The sequence below is a fragment of the Streptosporangium sp. NPDC002544 genome (assembly GCF_040295965.1).
GTDB lineage: Bacteria > Actinomycetota > Actinomycetes > Streptosporangiales > Streptosporangiaceae > Streptosporangium.
In genome coordinates, this window is the sequence record NZ_JBEOWJ010000064.1 from 1 (window position 1) to 18,166 (window position 18,166).

Annotated in this window: 20 protein-coding genes and 1 pseudogene; 5 read left to right on the forward strand and 16 right to left on the reverse strand. The window is 68.8% G+C overall.

The genetic code is table 11. From position 1 onward, the window contains the following. Positions 1 to 131 (reverse strand): annotated as a pseudogene (locus ABT061_RS48525) (YciI family protein); the annotation flags it as partial. Between the two features lie 516 nt (positions 132 to 647). On the opposite strand from ABT061_RS48525, the gene ABT061_RS47115 reads away from it, so the two are divergent. Continuing rightward, positions 648 to 1,193: a hypothetical protein gene (locus ABT061_RS47115; RefSeq protein WP_350930237.1), complete on the forward strand. Its 546-nt coding sequence runs from the start codon at positions 648 to 650 to the stop codon at positions 1,191 to 1,193. 453 nt (positions 1,194 to 1,646) lie between these two features. Continuing rightward, positions 1,647 to 2,201, forward strand: a complete 555-nt coding sequence (locus tag ABT061_RS47120; RefSeq protein ID WP_350930238.1) for a hypothetical protein — start codon at positions 1,647 to 1,649, stop codon at positions 2,199 to 2,201. Positions 2,202 to 2,278: 77 nt separating this feature from the next. Here ABT061_RS47120 and ABT061_RS47125 read toward each other — a convergent pair whose 3' ends face one another. The 4 genes from ABT061_RS47125 to ABT061_RS47140 all read right to left on the reverse strand — a co-directional run bounded on the left by ABT061_RS47125 (position 2,279) and on the right by ABT061_RS47140 (position 5,372). Next, positions 2,279 to 3,166 (reverse strand): VOC family protein, encoded by an 888-nt coding sequence (locus ABT061_RS47125; protein ID WP_350930239.1) that lies wholly within the window; start codon positions 3,164 to 3,166, stop codon positions 2,279 to 2,281. A 79-nt stretch (positions 3,167 to 3,245) separates the two neighbouring features. Then, entirely contained in the window at positions 3,246 to 3,539 is a 294-nt protein-coding gene (locus ABT061_RS47130; protein ID WP_030916912.1) for a Dabb family protein, read from the reverse strand. Further along, positions 3,539 to 4,057, reverse strand: coding sequence for an aromatic-ring-hydroxylating dioxygenase subunit beta (locus ABT061_RS47135; protein ID WP_350930240.1), 519 nt, complete (start codon positions 4,055 to 4,057; stop codon positions 3,539 to 3,541). Before ABT061_RS47135 ends, ABT061_RS47130 begins: the two co-directional genes overlap by 1 nt. Positions 4,058 to 4,076: 19 nt before the next feature. Further along, on the reverse strand, positions 4,077 to 5,372 hold the full coding sequence (locus ABT061_RS47140) for an aromatic ring-hydroxylating oxygenase subunit alpha (protein WP_350930241.1): 1,296 nt from the start codon (positions 5,370 to 5,372) through the stop codon (positions 4,077 to 4,079). A 197-nt stretch (positions 5,373 to 5,569) separates the two neighbouring features. On the opposite strand from ABT061_RS47140, the gene ABT061_RS47145 reads away from it, so the two are divergent. Then, on the forward strand, positions 5,570 to 6,673 hold the full coding sequence (locus ABT061_RS47145) for an acetamidase/formamidase family protein (RefSeq protein ID WP_350930242.1): 1,104 nt from the start codon (positions 5,570 to 5,572) through the stop codon (positions 6,671 to 6,673). Positions 6,674 to 6,693: 20 nt separating this feature from the next. Here ABT061_RS47145 and ABT061_RS47150 read toward each other — a convergent pair whose 3' ends face one another. From ABT061_RS47150 to fdxA, 11 genes are all read right to left on the reverse strand, one after another. Next, positions 6,694 to 7,065 (reverse strand): cupin domain-containing protein, encoded by a 372-nt coding sequence (locus tag ABT061_RS47150; protein WP_350930243.1) that lies wholly within the window; start codon positions 7,063 to 7,065, stop codon positions 6,694 to 6,696. Between the two features lie 11 nt (positions 7,066 to 7,076). Further along, positions 7,077 to 7,850 carry an aldolase/citrate lyase family protein gene (locus ABT061_RS47155; RefSeq protein ID WP_350930244.1) on the reverse strand — a complete coding sequence of 258 codons (774 nt, stop codon included), beginning with the start codon at positions 7,848 to 7,850 and terminating at the stop codon, positions 7,077 to 7,079. Then, positions 7,847 to 9,004, reverse strand: coding sequence for a hypothetical protein (locus ABT061_RS47160; RefSeq protein ID WP_350930245.1), 1,158 nt, complete (start codon positions 9,002 to 9,004; stop codon positions 7,847 to 7,849). Before ABT061_RS47160 ends, ABT061_RS47155 begins: the two co-directional genes overlap by 4 nt. Before the next feature lie 49 nt (positions 9,005 to 9,053). Beyond that, positions 9,054 to 9,872, reverse strand: a complete 819-nt coding sequence (locus tag ABT061_RS47165; protein WP_350930246.1) for a fumarylacetoacetate hydrolase family protein — start codon at positions 9,870 to 9,872, stop codon at positions 9,054 to 9,056. After that, positions 9,869 to 10,717: an ABC transporter ATP-binding protein gene (locus tag ABT061_RS47170; RefSeq protein WP_350930247.1), complete on the reverse strand. Its 849-nt coding sequence runs from the start codon at positions 10,715 to 10,717 to the stop codon at positions 9,869 to 9,871. Before ABT061_RS47170 ends, ABT061_RS47165 begins: the two co-directional genes overlap by 4 nt. Before the next feature lie 29 nt (positions 10,718 to 10,746). Then, complete coding sequence (locus tag ABT061_RS47175) at positions 10,747 to 11,571, reverse strand: ABC transporter permease (protein WP_350930248.1); 825 nt, start codon at positions 11,569 to 11,571, stop codon at positions 10,747 to 10,749. Next, on the reverse strand, positions 11,568 to 12,383 hold the full coding sequence (locus ABT061_RS47180) for an ABC transporter permease (RefSeq protein ID WP_350930249.1): 816 nt from the start codon (positions 12,381 to 12,383) through the stop codon (positions 11,568 to 11,570). The genes ABT061_RS47175 and ABT061_RS47180 overlap by 4 nt, the downstream gene beginning before the upstream one ends. A gap of 32 nt (positions 12,384 to 12,415) precedes the next feature. Continuing rightward, positions 12,416 to 13,363: an ABC transporter substrate-binding protein gene (locus ABT061_RS47185; protein WP_350930250.1), complete on the reverse strand. Its 948-nt coding sequence runs from the start codon at positions 13,361 to 13,363 to the stop codon at positions 12,416 to 12,418. Positions 13,364 to 13,722: 359 nt separating this feature from the next. Then, positions 13,723 to 14,499, reverse strand: a complete 777-nt coding sequence (locus tag ABT061_RS47190) for an IclR family transcriptional regulator (RefSeq protein ID WP_350930251.1) — start codon at positions 14,497 to 14,499, stop codon at positions 13,723 to 13,725. Positions 14,500 to 14,553: 54 nt separating this feature from the next. After that, positions 14,554 to 15,531, reverse strand: coding sequence for an NAD(P)/FAD-dependent oxidoreductase (locus ABT061_RS47195; RefSeq protein WP_350930252.1), 978 nt, complete (start codon positions 15,529 to 15,531; stop codon positions 14,554 to 14,556). Further along, the gene (fdxA, locus tag ABT061_RS47200; RefSeq protein WP_350930253.1) at positions 15,528 to 15,845 is read right to left on the reverse strand and encodes a ferredoxin; all 318 of its coding nucleotides are present in this window, start codon (positions 15,843 to 15,845) and stop codon (positions 15,528 to 15,530) included. The genes ABT061_RS47195 and fdxA overlap by 4 nt, the downstream gene beginning before the upstream one ends. 98 nt (positions 15,846 to 15,943) lie before the next feature. Here fdxA and ABT061_RS47205 point away from each other — a divergent pair, with 98 nt between their 5' ends. Beyond that, positions 15,944 to 17,236, forward strand: coding sequence for a hypothetical protein (locus tag ABT061_RS47205; RefSeq protein WP_350930254.1), 1,293 nt, complete (start codon positions 15,944 to 15,946; stop codon positions 17,234 to 17,236). A gap of 99 nt (positions 17,237 to 17,335) precedes the next feature. Next, entirely contained in the window at positions 17,336 to 18,112 is a 777-nt protein-coding gene (locus ABT061_RS47210; RefSeq protein ID WP_350930255.1) for an IclR family transcriptional regulator, read from the forward strand. Positions 18,113 to 18,166 lie beyond the last annotated feature (54 nt).

Here is an 18,166-nt window from a genome sequence, read left to right on the forward strand (position 1 = left end):
AGCCGAGCGGCGAAGTCCTGCATGTACCGCACGTGGGCCGAAAGCTCCTCCGGCGTCCACTGGTCCATCGGCACGTCGTTGACCGGTGCCGGCGCACCCCGGTAGTGCTTGAGCAGCAGGTACTTGGCCATCATGTTCTCCTTGGCGCGGTACGGCCCATTGTGGCCGTGTTCACTCCGGGGACGAAGCCGCGCTCGGGTTCTCGACATCCCACCGCGACATTTCCCGGCGGATTTCACAGACTCCGCGTACTCCCAGGCGCCGCAGATGGGCACAGGGAGTCCCTTCTCGTCCAAGGCGCGAAGGGCACGGTGGTGAGCCGGACCCGGCCGCGTCGGATCGCCGCTTCTCGATCGGCACCCGGTGCGGCCGGCAGGAGTCGGCCTTGTCCGCGCACCGCGGATCGCCAGGCGTCTCCCGAACCCGAGTAACCCCAGGTCAGAGGTGGGTTCGTTGGATTCTGCCGCATTGCTGCCGAGACTCCCGGGGGAGGGAGGCGAGGACCGGGCCACAGCGGGCACCCGACGCGTCGTCCGACCGCTCACCGTTCGGTCGGCCAGTCAGTCACAAGGGATCTCCAAGTGGGCTCCCGCATGCTGATCGCATTGACCAACGGGGGATCACCGAATTCCGACTGGAGTAAAGAAATGCGCCGGCACCTGACCGCCTTCGCCGCCATCGCCCTGGCGGGAGGCATGCTGCTCACCCCTGGAACCGCGAACGCCGCGGCTCCCCGGATCACCGCCCCGCAGGGGACAGTCCACGCCGACCAGCCGCTCGCGCCGCTGAAGCTGACCGTCACCTACCCTCGCAGGGCCTGGGCGGGTGACTCCTACGTCTACACGCTCACGACCAAGAACGTGGGCAAGTGGTACACCGACATCGCCTACATCGGCGGCTACCTTCCCTCACAGGTCTCCAAGGTCCGCGTCATCCGCAAGCCCGCAGGGTCGTACTGCGAGATCTCCGGCCGCGAGGTGGGCTGCCTGCTCGACACCCTGAACCCCGGAAAGACGGCCACCGTCAAGGTCAGGGTCTGGTTGAAGAACAGCGCCAGGGGCACCGCGACCGCCGATTTCGGCTCGGCCTCGATCGACGTCCCCGCGGGCGGGCTCGGCACCTTCGACATCCACGGCATCGACATCGGCAGCGACGTCAAGTACGTGCGGGTGAAGACCCGGGTGCTCCGCTAACCGCGCGTTCCGTGCGTGCCGCCGTCCGTCCCCCTGGGGCGATCGCCGAAAACAGCGACGATCGTGACGCCCCGTACGTCGACGACGCGGCACGCGCGGAAAACAATCTAAGCCGGTTTTATCCCCTAAAATCCTCTTAGGGTGCCTTTAAGGCATTTTCAAAACCCGGCCTTTCCTGGTTCGAGTTCCTCACGAAGCCCAGGCCTCCGTACGACGCGAAGTCCCGGCCCTTTCGAGTCTCAGGTCACTCCGGGCCCCGGATCGCACGAGGCGTGCCGGCCGGTGTGGCCCTGCCCCGCCCGGCACCTCCACCAGGTACGGCGCCGCGCCAGGTGTTCCACCTAAATCACATAACGAAAATGATTTCTCCCCACATCTATATGTGTGATAAAACGCTGGAACTTTATGGGGCGTTCCAGGCGTCCCCTTAACCCTTCAGCTGGGAGACGTTTGATGCGCCACCCGATCTCCAAGATCGCCGCTCTTGCTCTGGTCGCCCCGCTGGCCGGCGGCTTGCTGTTCGCCACCCCCGCCTCGGCGGCTCCCGCGCAGGTGCCGGCGGCGGTCAAGACCGCGGCCGAACCGTTCTCCTCCTTCACGGTCAGCGTCTCCGCTCCGAAGAAGGCCAAGGCCGGCGGAAAGGTCACTTACAAGATCAAGGCCGTCAACAAGGGCCCCTACGTGGCCGACTACTTCTTCATGGGCGGCCTGCTGCCCAAAGGCTCCAAGGTCACCGCGATCTACGGGCCCAAGGGTACGGAATGCGACACCTACGAAGACGGATTCTGGTGTTGGACCCCCTACGCCCTTGAGATCGATGACTACGAGACCATCGCGATCACGGTGAAGCTCGGCAAGAAGTCGGGGCGGACCGCCGAGGCCATCCTGGGCGTCGACAGCTACGACATCCCGACCGGCGCCGAGAACCTCTCCCGGGACGAGCTTGAGCGCCTGGGCACCAAGAACTGGTTCTTCGTGAAGAAGGTCAAGACCGGGATCGTGCGCTAACACACCCACCGAGAAGGCGAGCAGCCCCGGCCCGTCGCGGGCCGGGGCTGCTCGCCTTCTCCGTTCGGGGACACCGCTCAGAAACGGCCCCAGTCGTCGGCGGCGGCGCGCCAGACGTCGATGTTGCGCGGGTCGACGGCCATCCTGCGCGGCCGGTGCGTCTCGTGCTCCTCGGGGGTGAAGACCCGGTGGCCGTCGCACAGCTCGTACCTGGGCCCGTGCTTGGGTTCGAACATGTAGAAGGCGATCGAGGTCGACGCGGAGTGGTTGACCATGTCGGACGCGATCGGCACCCCCTTGTACAGGGCGCGTGCCCTGCCGCGCATGACGTGGTCGAGGCTCTTCATCATGAAGCACAGGTGGGCGACGTAGTACTCGTTGTTGCGCTGCAGGGCCAGGCTGTGGTGGTAACGGTCCTCGGCCCGCAGGAACACGGTGCCGTCCCCGACGTAGTCGGAGGCCATGAAGCCGAGCACCCCGGTGTAGAAGGCCAGGGACTCGTCGTACTTGTCGGTGGCGATGAAGGGGTGCACGAGGTCGAGCGGGCGCAGCTCGATGACGGGCGCCTCGGCGTACTCCTGGAACTCGGTGAACAGTTCCACGATCAGCCCGTTCGGGTCGCTCACGCCGAAGCCGCGCTGGCACAGGCCCTTCATCCTGTCCTGCAGGGGCAGCACCTCCAGCCCCGCCGCGAGCACCCTCTCCCTCAGGTCGTCGAGGACCTCGTCGGACTCCACGCTGAAGCCGATCGCGACCGTGTGCGACGTCTCCCTGCCGGGCTCGTGGAGCAGTTCCACACAGTGGTGCTCGATGTCGGCGCGCAGGTAGGCGTACTCGTCGTCGTGCTGTTCGAGCTGGAGACCCACGTGATACTGGAGGAACTCAATGGTCGCTGCCATATCCGGCACCGCGATCCGGGCGTACTCCATCCCGTACGGTGCCCTGGGACGGGCGTCAGCTGTCATGGTGCCTTCCTCATTCCTTCTTGGTTCTTCGTGACGTGCTCGTCGTGTGGTGCCGGTCGGCGCGGGCGTCGCGGCGGGATCAGCAGTGCAGGCTGACGATGGCCTGCCGCTCGATCACCGGCCGCCAGCGCAGCCGCACGAACTCCTCGTGCGAGGAGCTGTGCAGGTAGTCCAGCAACTCCTGCTCGGAGTCGAACCCGACGACGAAGCCGTGCGTCATGCTCGTGTCGCGCGTGCTGACGTTGGGACCGCAGGCCCAGTCGCGCATGGCCGGGTACCTGCTCGGGAACGTCTCCAACTCCGCCAGGACCGCCGCCACCGTCTCGGCCGGTACGTCCTCCTTGAAGCGGAAGACCAGCATGTGCTTGATCATCAGAGGATGAAGCTCAGCCGTGCGCCCGCGTCCATGGCCTCCATGGTGGGAATCGACCTGCGGAGCCTGAAGCGGAGCCCCTCGTCCTCGACCAGCAGGACATGCTCGTAGCGGCCCACGTAGCTGTAGGTCCCGCCGTCGCGGTAGCGGTGGACGATGAAGTTGGCACTCACCCAGACCGTCTTGTCGCCCTGTTCCAGGATGAGCACGTTGGAGATCATCCGATGGGTCCTGGAGTGCGGGTTCTCCGCGTGCGCCTTACGGCTCTTGAGCCGCTTCACCCTGGCCTTGATGAGATCGTAGTCGTCACACATGAAGGAGCCGGCCTCCGAGCTGTCCCAGCCCTTCCAGTCGGTGGTGGCGACCTCCAGCCGTCCGCCCTCCTCGAAGAGGGTGAACCACTCGTCGAGGCGCCACTCGTCGAGCAGCGACGCCTCGCGATAGAGAAAGTCCTCCACCTCGTGCCGGGTGATGGTCCTGCCGCCCACGGCGCTCTCCTTACTCTTCTTACCGTCCATCGACTCGGTCCCGGCCCGCTCAGTCCTGGCCCACGACGGTGGCCCAGTGACGCCAGAAGCTGCGCATCGCGCCCTCGTCGATGGAACGGCCCTGGTTGCCCTTTTTCTCGTTGGCCATGCCGCGCGACATGTCACTCCAGTCGAAGGCGGGGTCCGCCGCGTTCGCGGTCGCCTCGATCCCGCGCTGCACCGCCTCGTACGCCTCGATGTCGTCCGGCGTCGCGAGGCCGCCGGGACCGACGAAGCTGACCATCGTCTTGATCCGCAGCGCCCGCACCTCGGCGGGTTCGTCCGCCTCGACGAACTGCCAGGCCCGCACGCTGGTCTGGCCGGCGGAGACCGGATCGATCTGGCGAATGGTCAGCGCCTCCAGGTCGAACAGGAGCAGGTTGGGGAAGACGAAGAGGATACGACTGGCGTCGGCGACCTCCTTGGCCAACTCGGGGCCGAGCCGGTCCTCCATCTCCTGGCGCTTGAGAGCCGTCCGCTCCTTCTCCGCCTCGCCGAACCTCGGCTCCCAGACCATGCCGATCCGCCCGTTGTGGCCGGTCAGGATGAGCAGTCCGTGGCCGCCGCCGAGGTCGTAGGCGTACTGGTCGTCGTCGGTGACGGCGAAGCCGGTCTCGCGCAGGTAGCCCACGAAGGTGTTGTGGGTGGGCGCGAAGTGGTAGCCGTCCATCGCGTTCTCGACCGCGAGCTTCCAGTTGCCCTTGACCGAGTACAGCTGCACCCCGGGCACGGTCTCCATGCCCGCGGGACCGATCTTCGCGGTCAGCGACATGTAGTGGGCGGCCTTGCCGAGGTGGGTCATCAGGTCGGGCACGTCCGGGTCGAAGGCGATGAACACGAAGCCCTCGTGGCTCTGGATCCTGGGCACCGAGCGCAGCTTCATCGCCTCGCGGAACTCCGGCACGTCGACGTACGCGTCGTCGCCGGGCAGCGCCGAGAGATCACCCGAGTTGCTGAACACCCATGCGTGGTAGAAGCACTGGAAGAACTTGGTGTTGCCCTCGCTGTGCCGGCAGAGCACGGTGCCCCGGTGGGTGCAGGCGTTGAGGAAGACCTGGACCTCGCCGGAGGAGTCGCGGCAGAAGATCAGCGGACGCCCGCCGAGAGTCCTCGTCTTGAAGTCACCCGGCTTGGGGATCTCCGTCTCGTGGCCGAGGTAGAGCCAGGTGTGCCCCCAGATCCGGGAGATCTCCGCCTGGAAGACCTCTTCTGACCGGTAGGCGGACCTGTGCACCTTGAACGACAACGCCTCCCCATCCTCCTTCACGAGGGAGGAGATCGGATATCCCTGTGTCAGCTGCGTCATCGCGGCGCCTGGCCTTCCTACGGACTTTGAACGAGAATTCGAGATGCCATCTCGCTATGTGATGCTGCTACCACGCCATCCCGGTGTCAAGTGCCAGTCTTCGCATCGAAATCTTCGGTTACTCCCCGTTAACGGCGACGCAACACTTGTCGAGTTTTCTCAGCCGGTGACAGCGACGTATCCCCCGTGGAGGGACAATGCTCCAGCCGAAGACCGGCCGCATCGATGGTTCCCACTACCTCCCCACCAGCCCGGACACCAGCCTCTGGGGCCTGTTGCCCAATCGCGACCACCAGCACGTGCTCCGTGTCGAGTCCGGCGACACCGTCACCATCGATACTCTCAGTCACGAGGGAATCTTGGAGGACCAGGGTCGTGACCCGGTCTCCTACCTCGCCGGGTTCGGCGTCGGCGCCGACCAGGTGCTCACCGACGCACGCGACCTGGCCGCCTCCGACGTCGCCCACGACTACGACACCGACGGCCCGCACGTGGTGACGGGGCCGATCTCCGTCGCCGGGGCCCAACCCGGCGACGTGCTCAAGGTGGACGTGCTCAGCCTGCTGATCCGGGCGCCGTACGGGTTCATCAGCAGCAGGCACGGCTACGGCGCGCTCCCCGGGGAGTTCCCCGAGACCGCCGCCGACACCGGCCTGCTCGCGGACGGCGCGCGGGAGTACAACAGCGTCTGCGTCTTCACCGAGGTGGTCGAGGAGGCCGGGCGCCTGCACGGCGTCATCCCGTTCGGCGAGGGGCAGGCGGCGCGCTTCCCGCTCGCGCCGTTCCTGGGCCTGATGGGGGTGGCGGTCGACACCGGCGACCAGGTCCACTCGGTGCCGCCCGGCTCCTTCGGCGGGAACCTCGACATCAACGAGCTGCGGGTCGGGTCCAGCCTCTACCTGCCGGTACAGGTCCCGGGTGCCGGGTTCTACGCGGGCGACCCGCACTACGCCCAGGGCGACGGCGAGGTCGCCCTGACCGCGCTTGAGGCACCGCTGCGCGCCACGCTGCGCCTGTCGGTGATCCCCGCCAAGGAGGCCGGTCCGCTCCTTGGCACGCTCGGTGAGCCGTTCGCCGAGACCTCGACCCACTGGCTCCCCGTCGGCCTGCACACAGACCTCAACGAGGCCATGCGGCGTGCCGTACGGGCAGCCGTGACGTTCCTCGAACTCACCCAGGGCATGGAACGCTCAAGGGCGCTCGCCTACCTCAGCGCGGCGGCCGACTTCGAGGTCAGCCAGGTCGTCGACCAGGTCAAGGGGGTGCACTGCCTGATCAGGAAGGCCGACTTCGGACGGTAACCACCGGGCCGCCCGGGATGCTAGCTCCCGGGCAGCCAGACGGAGTCGCCGAAGTCCGCCCGCGGGGGAGTGAACACGTCGACGTTGACGCACGGCCCCTCGGTGGGCTCGACGTAGTGCTCGGCCCCCCGGGGGACCAGCATCATCGAGCCCGCGGACATCTCGTGCGGCACGCCGTCGACGTAGTAGTTGCACCTGCCCTGCAGGATCAGTACGAGCTGATCGAAGTCGTCGTGCTTGTGCGGGTTGAGCGTCATGCCGACGGCCAGTTCGTGCCAGGCGAGCATGGTCTCGTCAGTGGAGTACACCTTGCGCCGGACACCCGGCCGGATCTCGGTCGCGGGGATGTCGTCCCAGTTGACGGCGGTGGCGTACAGCCGCTGGTTGAACACAGGCATTCCTTTCATTGATCCCACTTGTCCATCACCTCGCGCAGGGCCGAACCGAGGAGTTGCAGGTCTGAGCCGACGATGAGGTAACGCGCGGCGCCGAGGCCGCTCCCGGCGGCCAGCTCGGCGTCCGCACGGGCGAGCCAGCCACCCGATGCCACCCCGACGGAACGGGCCGCGTCGACGATCTCCCCCACCCGCGCGAGCAGCACCTCCGCACCGGGGAGGCCCAGGCTGACGGCCAGGTCGGTGGTACCGACGAAGGCCACGTCCAGGCCGTCCAGCAGCTCCGGCAGCGGGTCACAGGTGGTGGCGGTCTCGATCTGCCCGACGAGCAGCGGCGGCTCCGCCGCCTCCGCCGCCAGGTACGCCGCCAGGTCCACGGCGCCGAAGCCGGCGGTCGGGTGGGAGAGGCTGATGCTCCGCCGCCCATGGGGGGCGTAGCGGGCCGCGGCGACCAGGGCGGCGCTCTCGGCGGCGGCGGTCAGCGTCGAGAGCTGCACGCCCGCCGCGCCCGCCTCCAGCACCCTGTTGATCAGCGGCGGATCCACGGCGGGCACCCGGACCAGGGCCGGGATGCCCGTCGCGGCGGCATGCCGCACCAGGGAGATCACCGTCTCCGCCGACAGCGAGGAGTGCTCCAGGTCGACGACGACGAAGTCGAACCCGGCCTGCCGGGCGAGATCCACGGAGTCGACGGTGGGCAGCTTGACGAACGTGCCGACGACCCGGCCTCCACCGGCCAGCGCGGTCCGCAGCCTCCGTCTCGCCTCGACGACCGGTGTCACCGGCCGGTGCCCAGGCCGCGCCAGGGCGTCGTCTCCACCCGCTGCCCGCCGTGCAGGACGAGGGCCGGCTCCAGCCTGGGTGCCACGATCGAGTTGCCCGCCGCGTCGGGCAGGGTCGTCTCCTCGGTGTCCTCCAGCACCGTGACGTGGGCGGGACCGCCCTCGACGAGGGTGCCGTATCCCTCGGTGTCCAGGCCGAGCCGCCGGGCGGGGGCGATGGTCATCCGCGGCACGATCTCGTCCATGGTCATGCCGAGCGCCCGCAGCTTGGCGGCGCTGGTGATCAGGTCGAAGACCGGCCCGCGCCAGTTCCTGGCGCTGGTGTCGGAGGTGAGCAGGTCGGGCAGGAAGCCCTCGGCGATCGCCTTCCTGGCGACCTCGAAGCTGAGATTGCTCTTGCCGTGGGCGCTGTCGAAGAGGACCCCGCGAGCCCGCGCGTCGAGCACCGCGGGAATGACCTTGTCGTCGTCGAGGATGCCGTGCGGCTTGCCGGTGTAGCAGTGCGCGACGATGTCCCCCGGGCGGAGCATCCCCAGAACCTCGGGCAGCGGCTCCTCGGTCTCCCCGATGTGGACCATGAGGGGCAGACCCGCGTCGGCGGCCAACGCGAGGGAGCTCTTGAGCAGCGAGCGCCAGGCCGAGCCGACCACGTCCTCGGAGAGACGGATCTTGAAGCCGCGGACCACGTCCGGGTTGTCCCGCGCCACGGCCAGCGCGTCCTCGGCGACCAGCGTGTCCGGGTTGAGCAGCTCGCCGAAACGGAAGTCGATCAGCCCGAGCACCGAGACGTTGAGGAAGTTGACCAGGCGCATCTCGGCGGGCCGGACCACGAATTCGCGGAAGGCGGCGAAGGTCGAGGCGCCGACCGTACCGGCGTCGGCGGCGGCGACCACTCCCCGGCGCAGATGGGCCTCGTCCGGCGGCGCCCCCACCTTCGAGACGTTCTCGAAGACATGGGTGTGCCCCTCGACCAGGCCCGGCATGACCCACTTGCCCGCGCAGTCGACGACCTCCCTGGCCTGCGCGGCGAGCGAGGGCGCGATGCGCGCGACGCGGCCGTCGGTCACGGCCACGTCGGTGACCGCGTGAGTGCCCGCCACGGGGTCGAAGACGGTGCCGCCGGACAGAACAAGGTCGAACGAAATCTCGGTCATCTCATATCTCTCATCTCAGGGAACTGCGAAGGCTCTGGAAAGGGGGAACTCAGCGGTACCGGGTGCGCAGCGGCAGCACGCCGGCGACGGACACCTCCACCTCGTCACCGGGACGCAGGAAGACCCCGCGGTCCTGGCCCGTGCCCGCCGGGGTACCGGTCAGCACGACGTCGCCGGGTCGCAGCGCGGCGAAGTGGGAGATCCTGGAGATCAGCTCGGGCACGGCGAAGATCAGTTCCGCCGTGCTGGAGTCCTGCCGGACCGTTCCGTTCACACTGGTCCTGACAGTGATCTTCTCGGGGTCGTCGACCGCCGAGAGTTCGAGCACCGAGGCACCGAGCGCGCCGAAGCCGGGGAAGCTCTTGGCCAGGGTGGGGGTCGCGGTGGCGACCATGACGTCACGCGCGGTCATGTCGTTGGCCGCCGTGATGCCGGCGATGTGCCTCCACACCTCACCGGGCGGGGTGCGGTGCATCGGCCGCCCGATCACGAAGGCGACCTCGCCCTCGTAGTCCACCTGGCTGGAACGGTCCTGTGGCAGCGTCACCTCCGCTCCCGGCGCGGACACCGCCGAGGGCGACCTGAGGAAGAGGATGGGTTCCGAGGGGACGGCCCGCCCGGTCAGCCGTGCCTTCGACAGGTAGTTCAGCCCCACACCCCAGATGGCCCCGGTGCCGCCCAGCGGGGCCAGGAGCTCCCCCGGCTCGATCCGGCCCCGCTCCCGCGCGGCGTGCGCGGGGGCGAAGCCCTCACCCGCCGCGAGCAGCTCCGCCACGTCGGCGAAGGGCAGGTCCAGCAGGACGGCGCCGTCACCGTCGAGGCCGGCGTCGAGACGTGCCAGGCCCTGCGGCGTCGCAATCAGGTTCACGACTTCTCCCCGGAGAGTGAGGTACGGCGGTCGGAGGCCATGACCAGCCCGAAGACCTCGGCGCGCAGCTCGCCGAAGAGCGGGACCTGTTTGGTGTCGATCTGGTGGCGGGGGCGGTCGAGCTCGACGGTGATGTCCTCCACCACGACAGACGGCCCCTGGGAGAGCACCACGACCCGGTCCGACAGGTACACCGCCTCGTCGATGTCGTGCGTCACGAACAGGATGGTCGTCCCCGTCTCCGCCCAGATCTCCAGGAGCAGGTCCTCAAGGTTCGCCCGGGTCTGGGCGTCCACCGAGGCGAACGGCTCGTCCATGATGAGCATCTCCGGCTCCACGGCCAGCCCACGCGCGATCGCCACCCTCTGCTGCATCCCACCGGACAGCTGCCAGGGATACAGCCCTGCCGCGTGGCCGAGGTCGACCATCTCCAGCGCGCGCTCGACCCTCCGCTGGATGTCGGCGCGCGGGATGCCGCGGTCCCGGAGCGGCAGGGCGACGTTCTTCTCCACGTTCAGCCAGGGGAACAGCGAGCGGCTGTAGTCCTGGAAGACGACCGCGACGCCCTCCTGCGGACCGGTCATCGCCTGCCCGCGGAAGGTCAGCGATCCGCCGGTGACCGGGAGCAGTCCGGCGATGCACATCATCAGCGTCGTCTTGCCGCATCCGGACGGCCCCACCACGGAGACGAACTCCCCCCGCGAGACGGAGAAGTCGATGCTCCGGACGGCGAGCACGTCACCCTGTCTCGACCGGTACGACTTGGTCACCCCGCGTGCTTCGAGGATCGGCTCGGCGAGCCCGGCGGCGCGACCGGGTCCCCCGCTGGTCTTGGTTGCTCCCACGGGAGACGTCCCTTCGGTGTCAGATGTCGTCACGAGGCGCGCTCCGATCCCGCTTTGGCACCGCGGTGCCAGCGCAGTGCCGACCTCTCCAGCAGCGCGAAGGCGGCGTTGAAGAGGATGCCGAGGAGTGCGACGAGCAGGATCGCCGACCACAGCTCGGGAAAGCGGAACAGCTTCTGCTGTTCGACGATGTAGAAGCCGAGGCCGGAGGTGGCCGCGTACAGCTCCGAGATCACCATGAGCACCAGCGCGATGCCGATGCTGATGCGCATGCCCGCGATGATCGAGGGGCTGGCGCCGGGCAGCAGCACGCTGAGGAAGTAGCGCCGCCTGGACAGCCGCATGCTCCGCGCGGTGGTGGTCACGACGGTGTCCAAACCCCGGACACCGTCGTAGGTGTTGACCAGGATCGGCCACAGGCAGCCCAGCGCGATCAGGGAGACGTTCATCCCGCTGGTGATGCCGAAGAAGACGATCGCGATGGGAAGCAGCATCGTCACCGGCACCGACATGCCGAGCCTGATCAGCGGGTTGAGGAACGCCCCCGCCTGGTGCCACACGCCCAGCACGATGCCCACGATGACGCCGATCGCGCATGCCAGGCCGTAGCCGGCCGCCAGGCGGGCGAGGCTGGGCAGCACGTCGGCCCAGAACTGGTCACTGAGGAACAGCGAGGCCGGGTCGCCGGAGAGCCAGTTGTCGACGAAGGCGACGACGATCCGGGAGAACGGCGGGATGAACAGCGACTCCGCCTGGCGGGCGACCACCTCCCAGACCACCAGCAGAACCGCGAGCAGCCAGAGCCACTGCGCCGCACGGACCAGACCACGCAGCAGACCTCGAACGCGGCTCATCGTCCCTCTCCCCGCTGGGCGTGGCCCCAGGGCACGAGCAGCCGCTCGGCGAGATGGAACCCGTAGTAGATCAGCATTCCGAGGATCCCGACGATCAGGATCCCGGCGTAGACGTAGTCGGGGCGCTGCGCCTCCTGGTAGGTCGTGATCACCGTGCCTACCCCGCTGGTGGCTCCGAGGAGCTCGGCGGAGAGGACCACGATGAGCGCGGTCGAGCTCGCCACGCGCAGGCCGGTGGCGATGGCGGGAGCCGCCGAGGGCAACACGATCCTGGTCAGCAGCTTTCGCTGCCCCCAGCCCATGCTCCGTCCCGCGGTGAGCATCAGCGGCTCCGCGTCACGCACGCCGTACATCGCGTTGAGCAGGATCGGCCAGAAGACGGCGTAGACGCTGAGCGAGACCTTCATCTGCGTCCCCAGCCCGAAGAGCAGGATGGCGACGGGCAGGAACGCCGACGAGGGAACGGACCTGGCCGCGTGCACCACCGCCGAGGCCGGGCGGTACAGCGTGGCGAAGTATCCCAGCGCCAGGCCGAGCGGGACGGCCACCACCGAGGCGACGAGCATCGAGATGACCCATGCCCACAGGGTCTGCACCACCTGACCGAGGAAGAGCGGATCGGTCAGCAACTCGGCGAGGCGCGCCAGGGTGGCCCCCGGATAGGGGAGCGAGTCCCGCGACACCGCTCCGGAACGGACCAGCAGGTCCCACACCACGAACATCGTCACGACACCGGCCGCGCCGAGGACCCAGGTGGGTGTGGGTCTTCTCGCCTGGGCGACCGGTCCTGCCGGCTGTGCGACTGTCGTCACGGAGATCTCCTTCCCTCTCGCCGTCCGGGAGGTCAGGACCGGGCGAAGGCCGGAACGAAGGGTTCGAGATCAGGCTGCTTGGAGATCATCTTCAGATCCACCAGCTTCTTGGCCATGTCGTTCAGCGCCGCGAAGTCGACCTTCGGGGCGAGCCCGTTCTGCGGCTGGGCCGCGAGAGTCTCGGCGGGCACCTTGGAGCATTCGGAGAGCAGCTTGAACGACTCGTCCTTGTTCGCCGGATCCTCAAGCTGCTTCATGGTCTCCACCATGGCGTCGTTGAAGCGTTTGGCGGTGTCCCCCTGCGCCACGAACGTCTTCGACGCCACGTATGTCGCGATGTAGACCTTGCCGAGCGCGACGAAGGGATCGTCGAGGCTGCGCAGGTCGGCGCCGCCCGAGCCGAGCAGCGCGTATCCCATCTGCGCGGCGGCCACCCGGTCGCCGTTCACCGCGTTGACCTGCTCCGCGTACGGCAGTGCCACGAAGCTCACCTGGTCGGTGGGGACGCCGTTGGCCTCCAGCCAGACCGAGGTGGCGATCTGGTTGATCCCGCCGATCTCGTTGACCGCGATCTTCTTGCCGACCAGGTCCTTGGCCGACTTGACGGAGGAGCCCTTCTTGACGAAGACCCCCTGTGCCGGGTCCGCGGGGGGCAGGGCGTTGATGTTGGCCCCCGAGACCATCTGGATCGGGAAACCGGTGTTGTAGGCGTTGATCGCGGTGAATCCGTTGACGTAGCCGAAGTCGGCCGCGCCCGACAGCACCGCGGCGACCGCGGCGGACCCGCCGAAGGACTTGACGTACTCGACCTGCAGGCCGTGCTTGGCGTAGATGCCCTTGGCCTCGGCCCAGGTGTTCCACATCTCGCAGCCGAAGGTGGTCACGGAGACCTTGGTGGGACCGTCGGCCGAAGCCGTTCCGGTAGCGGACGAATCCTCGCCGCCGCAGGCGGTGGCGAGGAGGACTGTCGCGAAAGCCATGACGGCCCCTGCGCGTCGCATACCCATGTTTGCTCCTACTCCTCTCGCCGCCGCTCTGGGGGGGAGACGGCGAGAGTTCAGGGGGGTGGTTTTTCTTGGGGCATCGGCGGGCGGTCGCGCCAGTGGCGGAGTTCCCCATCGCCGTGCCAGGTCAACCGGGCTTCATGAACGTACGAGGAACGCTTGGCGCGTGTCAAGATGCGGAATCACATCTCGCATTGCGTCACATCGCAGGCGTGCTTGAGCGCTGCGGGAGATCACCTGCGATTTCCGGAAAGAATGTCTGATCAGCGGGAACGCACGCCGACGGAACACGCCGCCGCGCCGTGACTTCCGCTTCCGAGCCCGTTGGCCCGCACTCAGACGGGCGTGGTGCCGCCCAGCTCGCGCGACAGCTCGCGCGCCACCCCCAGCAGCACGGCGGCGGCCTGCGTCTCCAGGTCGCCCGCGAGGGAGGCCACCGTGCCGAGCACCGCCATCGAGGCGACCACCTGGTCACCCTCGAAGATCGGCGCCGCGAGCACGCGCACCCCGTGATCCACCGGAGAGTTGATCGCGAGCCCGGTCCGCCGGACCTCCTTGAGGAGTTCACGCATTTCCGCGGAGGCCCGCAGCCGCCGCGCGAGCCCGGGTACCTCTCCCACAGGCAGGTAGGCGCAGAAGATCCGGCCCTGGGCCGAGCGGGTGACGTCAAGCTGCGAGCCGGTACGGACGCTCAGCCGGATGTCGCCGAGGGTGTTGTCCACGCAGCTGACCACCACCGGGCACTCACCGTTCCAGACGCTGAGCACGACCGTCTGGTTGATCTCGCGCATGAGCAGTTCGAGGTGGGGAGCGGCGGCCGCGGCGATGGGCAGCCCGGCCCGCGCGGCGGCCTCCAGCCCGAGCAGCTGGGGACCGAGCGAGTACAGCGCGCTACGCGGGTCGTAGCGGAGCAGGTTGGCCGCCCGCAACGCCCTGGCGTACCGGTGGGCGGTGGGCTTGCTGACCCCCAGGCGCGTGGTGATCTCATTGAGGCTCAGCCAGGGACGCTCGATGGTGAAACCACTCAGGATCAGCGCGGCGCGCCGCACCGTCTGGATGGCGGGCACCTCGTCGGCCACGTCGACGTCGCCGGGGTGCGCCTGATCCGCCATGCCGACTCCTCCGCACAGACCATCCGTTGGACCGGACTCTACCGACTGTCGAACTCAGGCCGCATCGGAAGAATGGCCGGGCGTGGTACCGAGGGCGGGATTCACCAGCGGCGCCAGGTTGTTGACCGCCGCCGCGGCCTCGCCGAACCCGACGGAGATCAGCCGGACCTTGCCGTCATAGTCGCTGATGTCCCCGGCGGCGAACACCCTGGGCAGGTTCGTCCTCATCGACCGGTCGACGAGGACGTGCCGTTTACGCAGCTCAAGGCCCCACTTCTGGACAGGCCCGAGGTCGGCTATGAAACCGAGCGCCGCCACCACGGTCTGGGCCGGCAGCGTGACGCGGTCGCCCTCCTTGACCTTCTCGACGACGACCTCACCGAGAAGGGGGTCACCACTGATCTCGGCGACCTCGTACGGCGTCAGCACCCGTACCGACGACGCGTGCAGCGTCGCCACGCTGCGCTCGTGCGCGCGGAAGACGGGCCTGCGGTGCACGAGCGTCACCGAGCGCGCCAGCGGTTCCAGGGCGAGTGCCCAGTCCACCGCGGAGTCTCCGCCGCCGACCACCACGACGTCGTGGCCGGCCACCTCGTCCAGCCTGCGGACGAAGTAGCGCAACCCCCGGCCCAGGTACTCCTCGCCCACGGGCAGCTCCCGAGGGGTGAAGGTGCCGATGCCCCCGGTGAGGAGCATGGCCTTGGCACGCACCCGGGTACCCGCGTCGGTGACGACCTCCACGCCCTCCTCGTCGTGCAGCAGTTCGCAGGCGCTCTCCCCGAGCAGGAAGAGCGGATCGGCCTGAGCCGCCTGCGTCATCAGCTCGTCGACCAGCCGCTGCCCCTTCACCGCGGGGAACCCCGCGATGTCGAAGATGTCCTTCTCCGGGTAGAGAGCCGAGATCTGGCCACCGGGCTCGGGCAGCGAGTCGATCACGGCGACGGACATGCCGCGAAAACCCGCGTAGTAGGCGCCGTACAGCCCCGAGGGGCCCGCGCCGACGATCACCAGATCGACGTCGTACGCCGTCACGCCCCACCGCCGGGAGGCACCGCGGCGGGATGGTCGCTGCCGGTACGGCCGACCTTCCTGGCCCCGCCGGGAGAGCCCAGATCGGCGAAGAACTCGGCGTTGATCTCGGCGAACCTGGTCGCCTCCGCCGGGAGGTCCTCCTGATGGAAGATCGACATCACCGGGCAGGCGGGTTCGCACCGGCCACAGTCGACGCACTCATCCGGATGGATGTACATCATCCGGTCGCCCTCATAGATGCAGTCGACCGGGCACTCCTCGACACACGATCTGTCCTGCACGTCCACACACGCGTCGGTCACGACGTAGACCATCAGTCCTCCCTCGTCGGCAACGTGGGGGAACAGTAGGATTCAGCCGCAAGCATTGTCAATATGCGAGATGGCGTCTTGCATGGAGTTAACATGTGAGCATGAAGAGCGATGCCCTGCGACATCTGCGACACGCCACGGGCGCGGCGATCTCCAGCGGGCCGATCGTTGAGGCGATCCGGGTGATGGCCGCCGGCCCCAGCCCCCGGGGCCGGGAGCGCGCGACCGCGACCCGGCTGGCGGCGTGGACCCGGAGCCGCTGGCCCGAGCTGCCCTGGAACATCCAGGCGGTCGGGGACGAGGGGGCGAACCTGACGTCCACCGCCGGTGGCTCGGGGCCCGAACTGCTCCTCTACTCCCACCTGGACACCTCTCTGTCCGGTGACGTCGAACACGACCGGTGGGCCACCGGGATCGACGAGGAGCCCGCGCCGCTCTCCGTGGATCCGGCGTCCGGCCTGCTGGCGGGTTTCGGCCTCGGCGTCGCCCGCGCACCCGCCGCCGCGGCGCTGGCGGGATACGTGGCCGCGGCCACGGCCCTGCGACACCACGGTCTGCCACACCGCCTCTCCCTGCTCCTGGCCTCGGGCGGCACGCACTCGTCGCCGTTCGCCCCCGCCGGGCCTGCGGGCATCGACGAGCATCTCCGGTCGCACCCGCTGCCCTCGGCCGCGGTGGTCGCCAAGTGCGGCCCGCGCGGCGTCCTGCACGAGGAGCCTGGAGCGATCTTCCTGCGCGTACGGCTGGGCGCCCCCTACCGGCCGGTGCTGGCCAGGGACGCGGGCGGCGGGCTCCTCGCCAACCTTGGCACCGCCACCGCGATCCTGGAGTCGTGGCGCACCGAGCACGTGGCGGCCAGGGCGGGCGCCGGCCGCCAGCTCGCCGCCGAGGCCGGCATCGGCGCGGTACGGGGAGGGCTCCTGGAGAAGCCCGACCTGCTGCCGGGCGTCGTGGAACTCCACCTCTACCTGGTCACCGTCCCCGGTGACGACCCCGACGAGATCGCCCGGACCGTACTCGCCAGGATGCGGGCCGGAATCCCCGGCGGGCCACTGGACGGTTGCCGGGTGAGCGTGGACGCGCGGCTGGTCCATCCCGCCGGGGTGACCTCACCCGACGCCCCGGTGATCCGCCACGCGATCGCCGCCTGGCACGACGAGCACGGTGAACCCCCGCCCGCCATCTCCGGCTGGAAGGGCTCGACGGACGGAGTCGTGCTGCGCGGCCACGGGGTCCCGACCGCCAGGGTCGGCCCGGCGGCCGGATCCGATCCGGCCGACCCACGGCGGGACGTCTTCGATCCGCGGACGCTGGTGCGCTTCGCGCGGCTGTACGCCGGGATCGCCGTCAGGCACGCGCTCGGCGATGTCGAGGAACAGGACCATCGACATTGAATGTTATGGATGGCAGGATGCTGTCTCGCAATGCAAAATATACTCTCGGCGCCGAGCTTCCATACATAACGCGAGGGAACCAACATGGGTGACGACCCAGTGCCTAGTCTGAAAGGTGTCGCCGGCGAGAACAGAACCCCGGCGATCCAGACCGTCCAGCGGGCCGCGATGATCCTCAGCGCGTTCACGGTGAGCCGCCCGCACCTGACGCTCAACCAGCTCACCGCCAGCCTGGGCACCAGCAAGGCCACCGCGCACCGGTACACCAAGGCCCTGCGCGAGAGCAACCTGCTCCGCTACGACGAGCGCGAGGCGCTGTACTCCCTGGGACCGCAGATCCTCACTCTCTCCGCCGCCGCCCGCGTCGGCATGCCCGTGATCGGCATCGCCGGGCCGTACATGCAGCGGCTCGTCAGGGAGATCGACGAGACCGTCGTGCTGAGCGTCTGGGACGGCGACACCGCCGTCGTCGTCCGCGTCGACGACAACACCGACCGCACCATAAGGGTCAGCGTCCGGATGGGCTCCCGCCTCTCGCGGACCGAGTCCGCCCAGGGCCGGGTCTTCTGCGCCTTCCTCCCCCCGGAGGACGTTCCCGGCCTCGAAGCGCAGCTGGCCGCCTCCCCCGAGCTACGCCAGGAGCTCGTGAAGATCCGCGAGGACAACATCTCGGCCAACACCCCCTCCGTCAACGGCGTGCGCAGCATCGCCTCCCCCGTGTTCCGCGGTCCGGTTCTGCTGGCCGCGATGGCCATCGTCGGCACGACCTCCTCGGTTCCCGCGGGCACCCACTCCCCGCTCGCCGAAGCCCTGCGGCAGACCGCGGCCGAGGTGACGGCCGAGCTGGGCAGGGAGCAGAATTCCCCTGGTCACTGACGTTCCGTGAACACCAGGTGTCCGGATGGCGAACCGCATTCACGGTCGAAACCG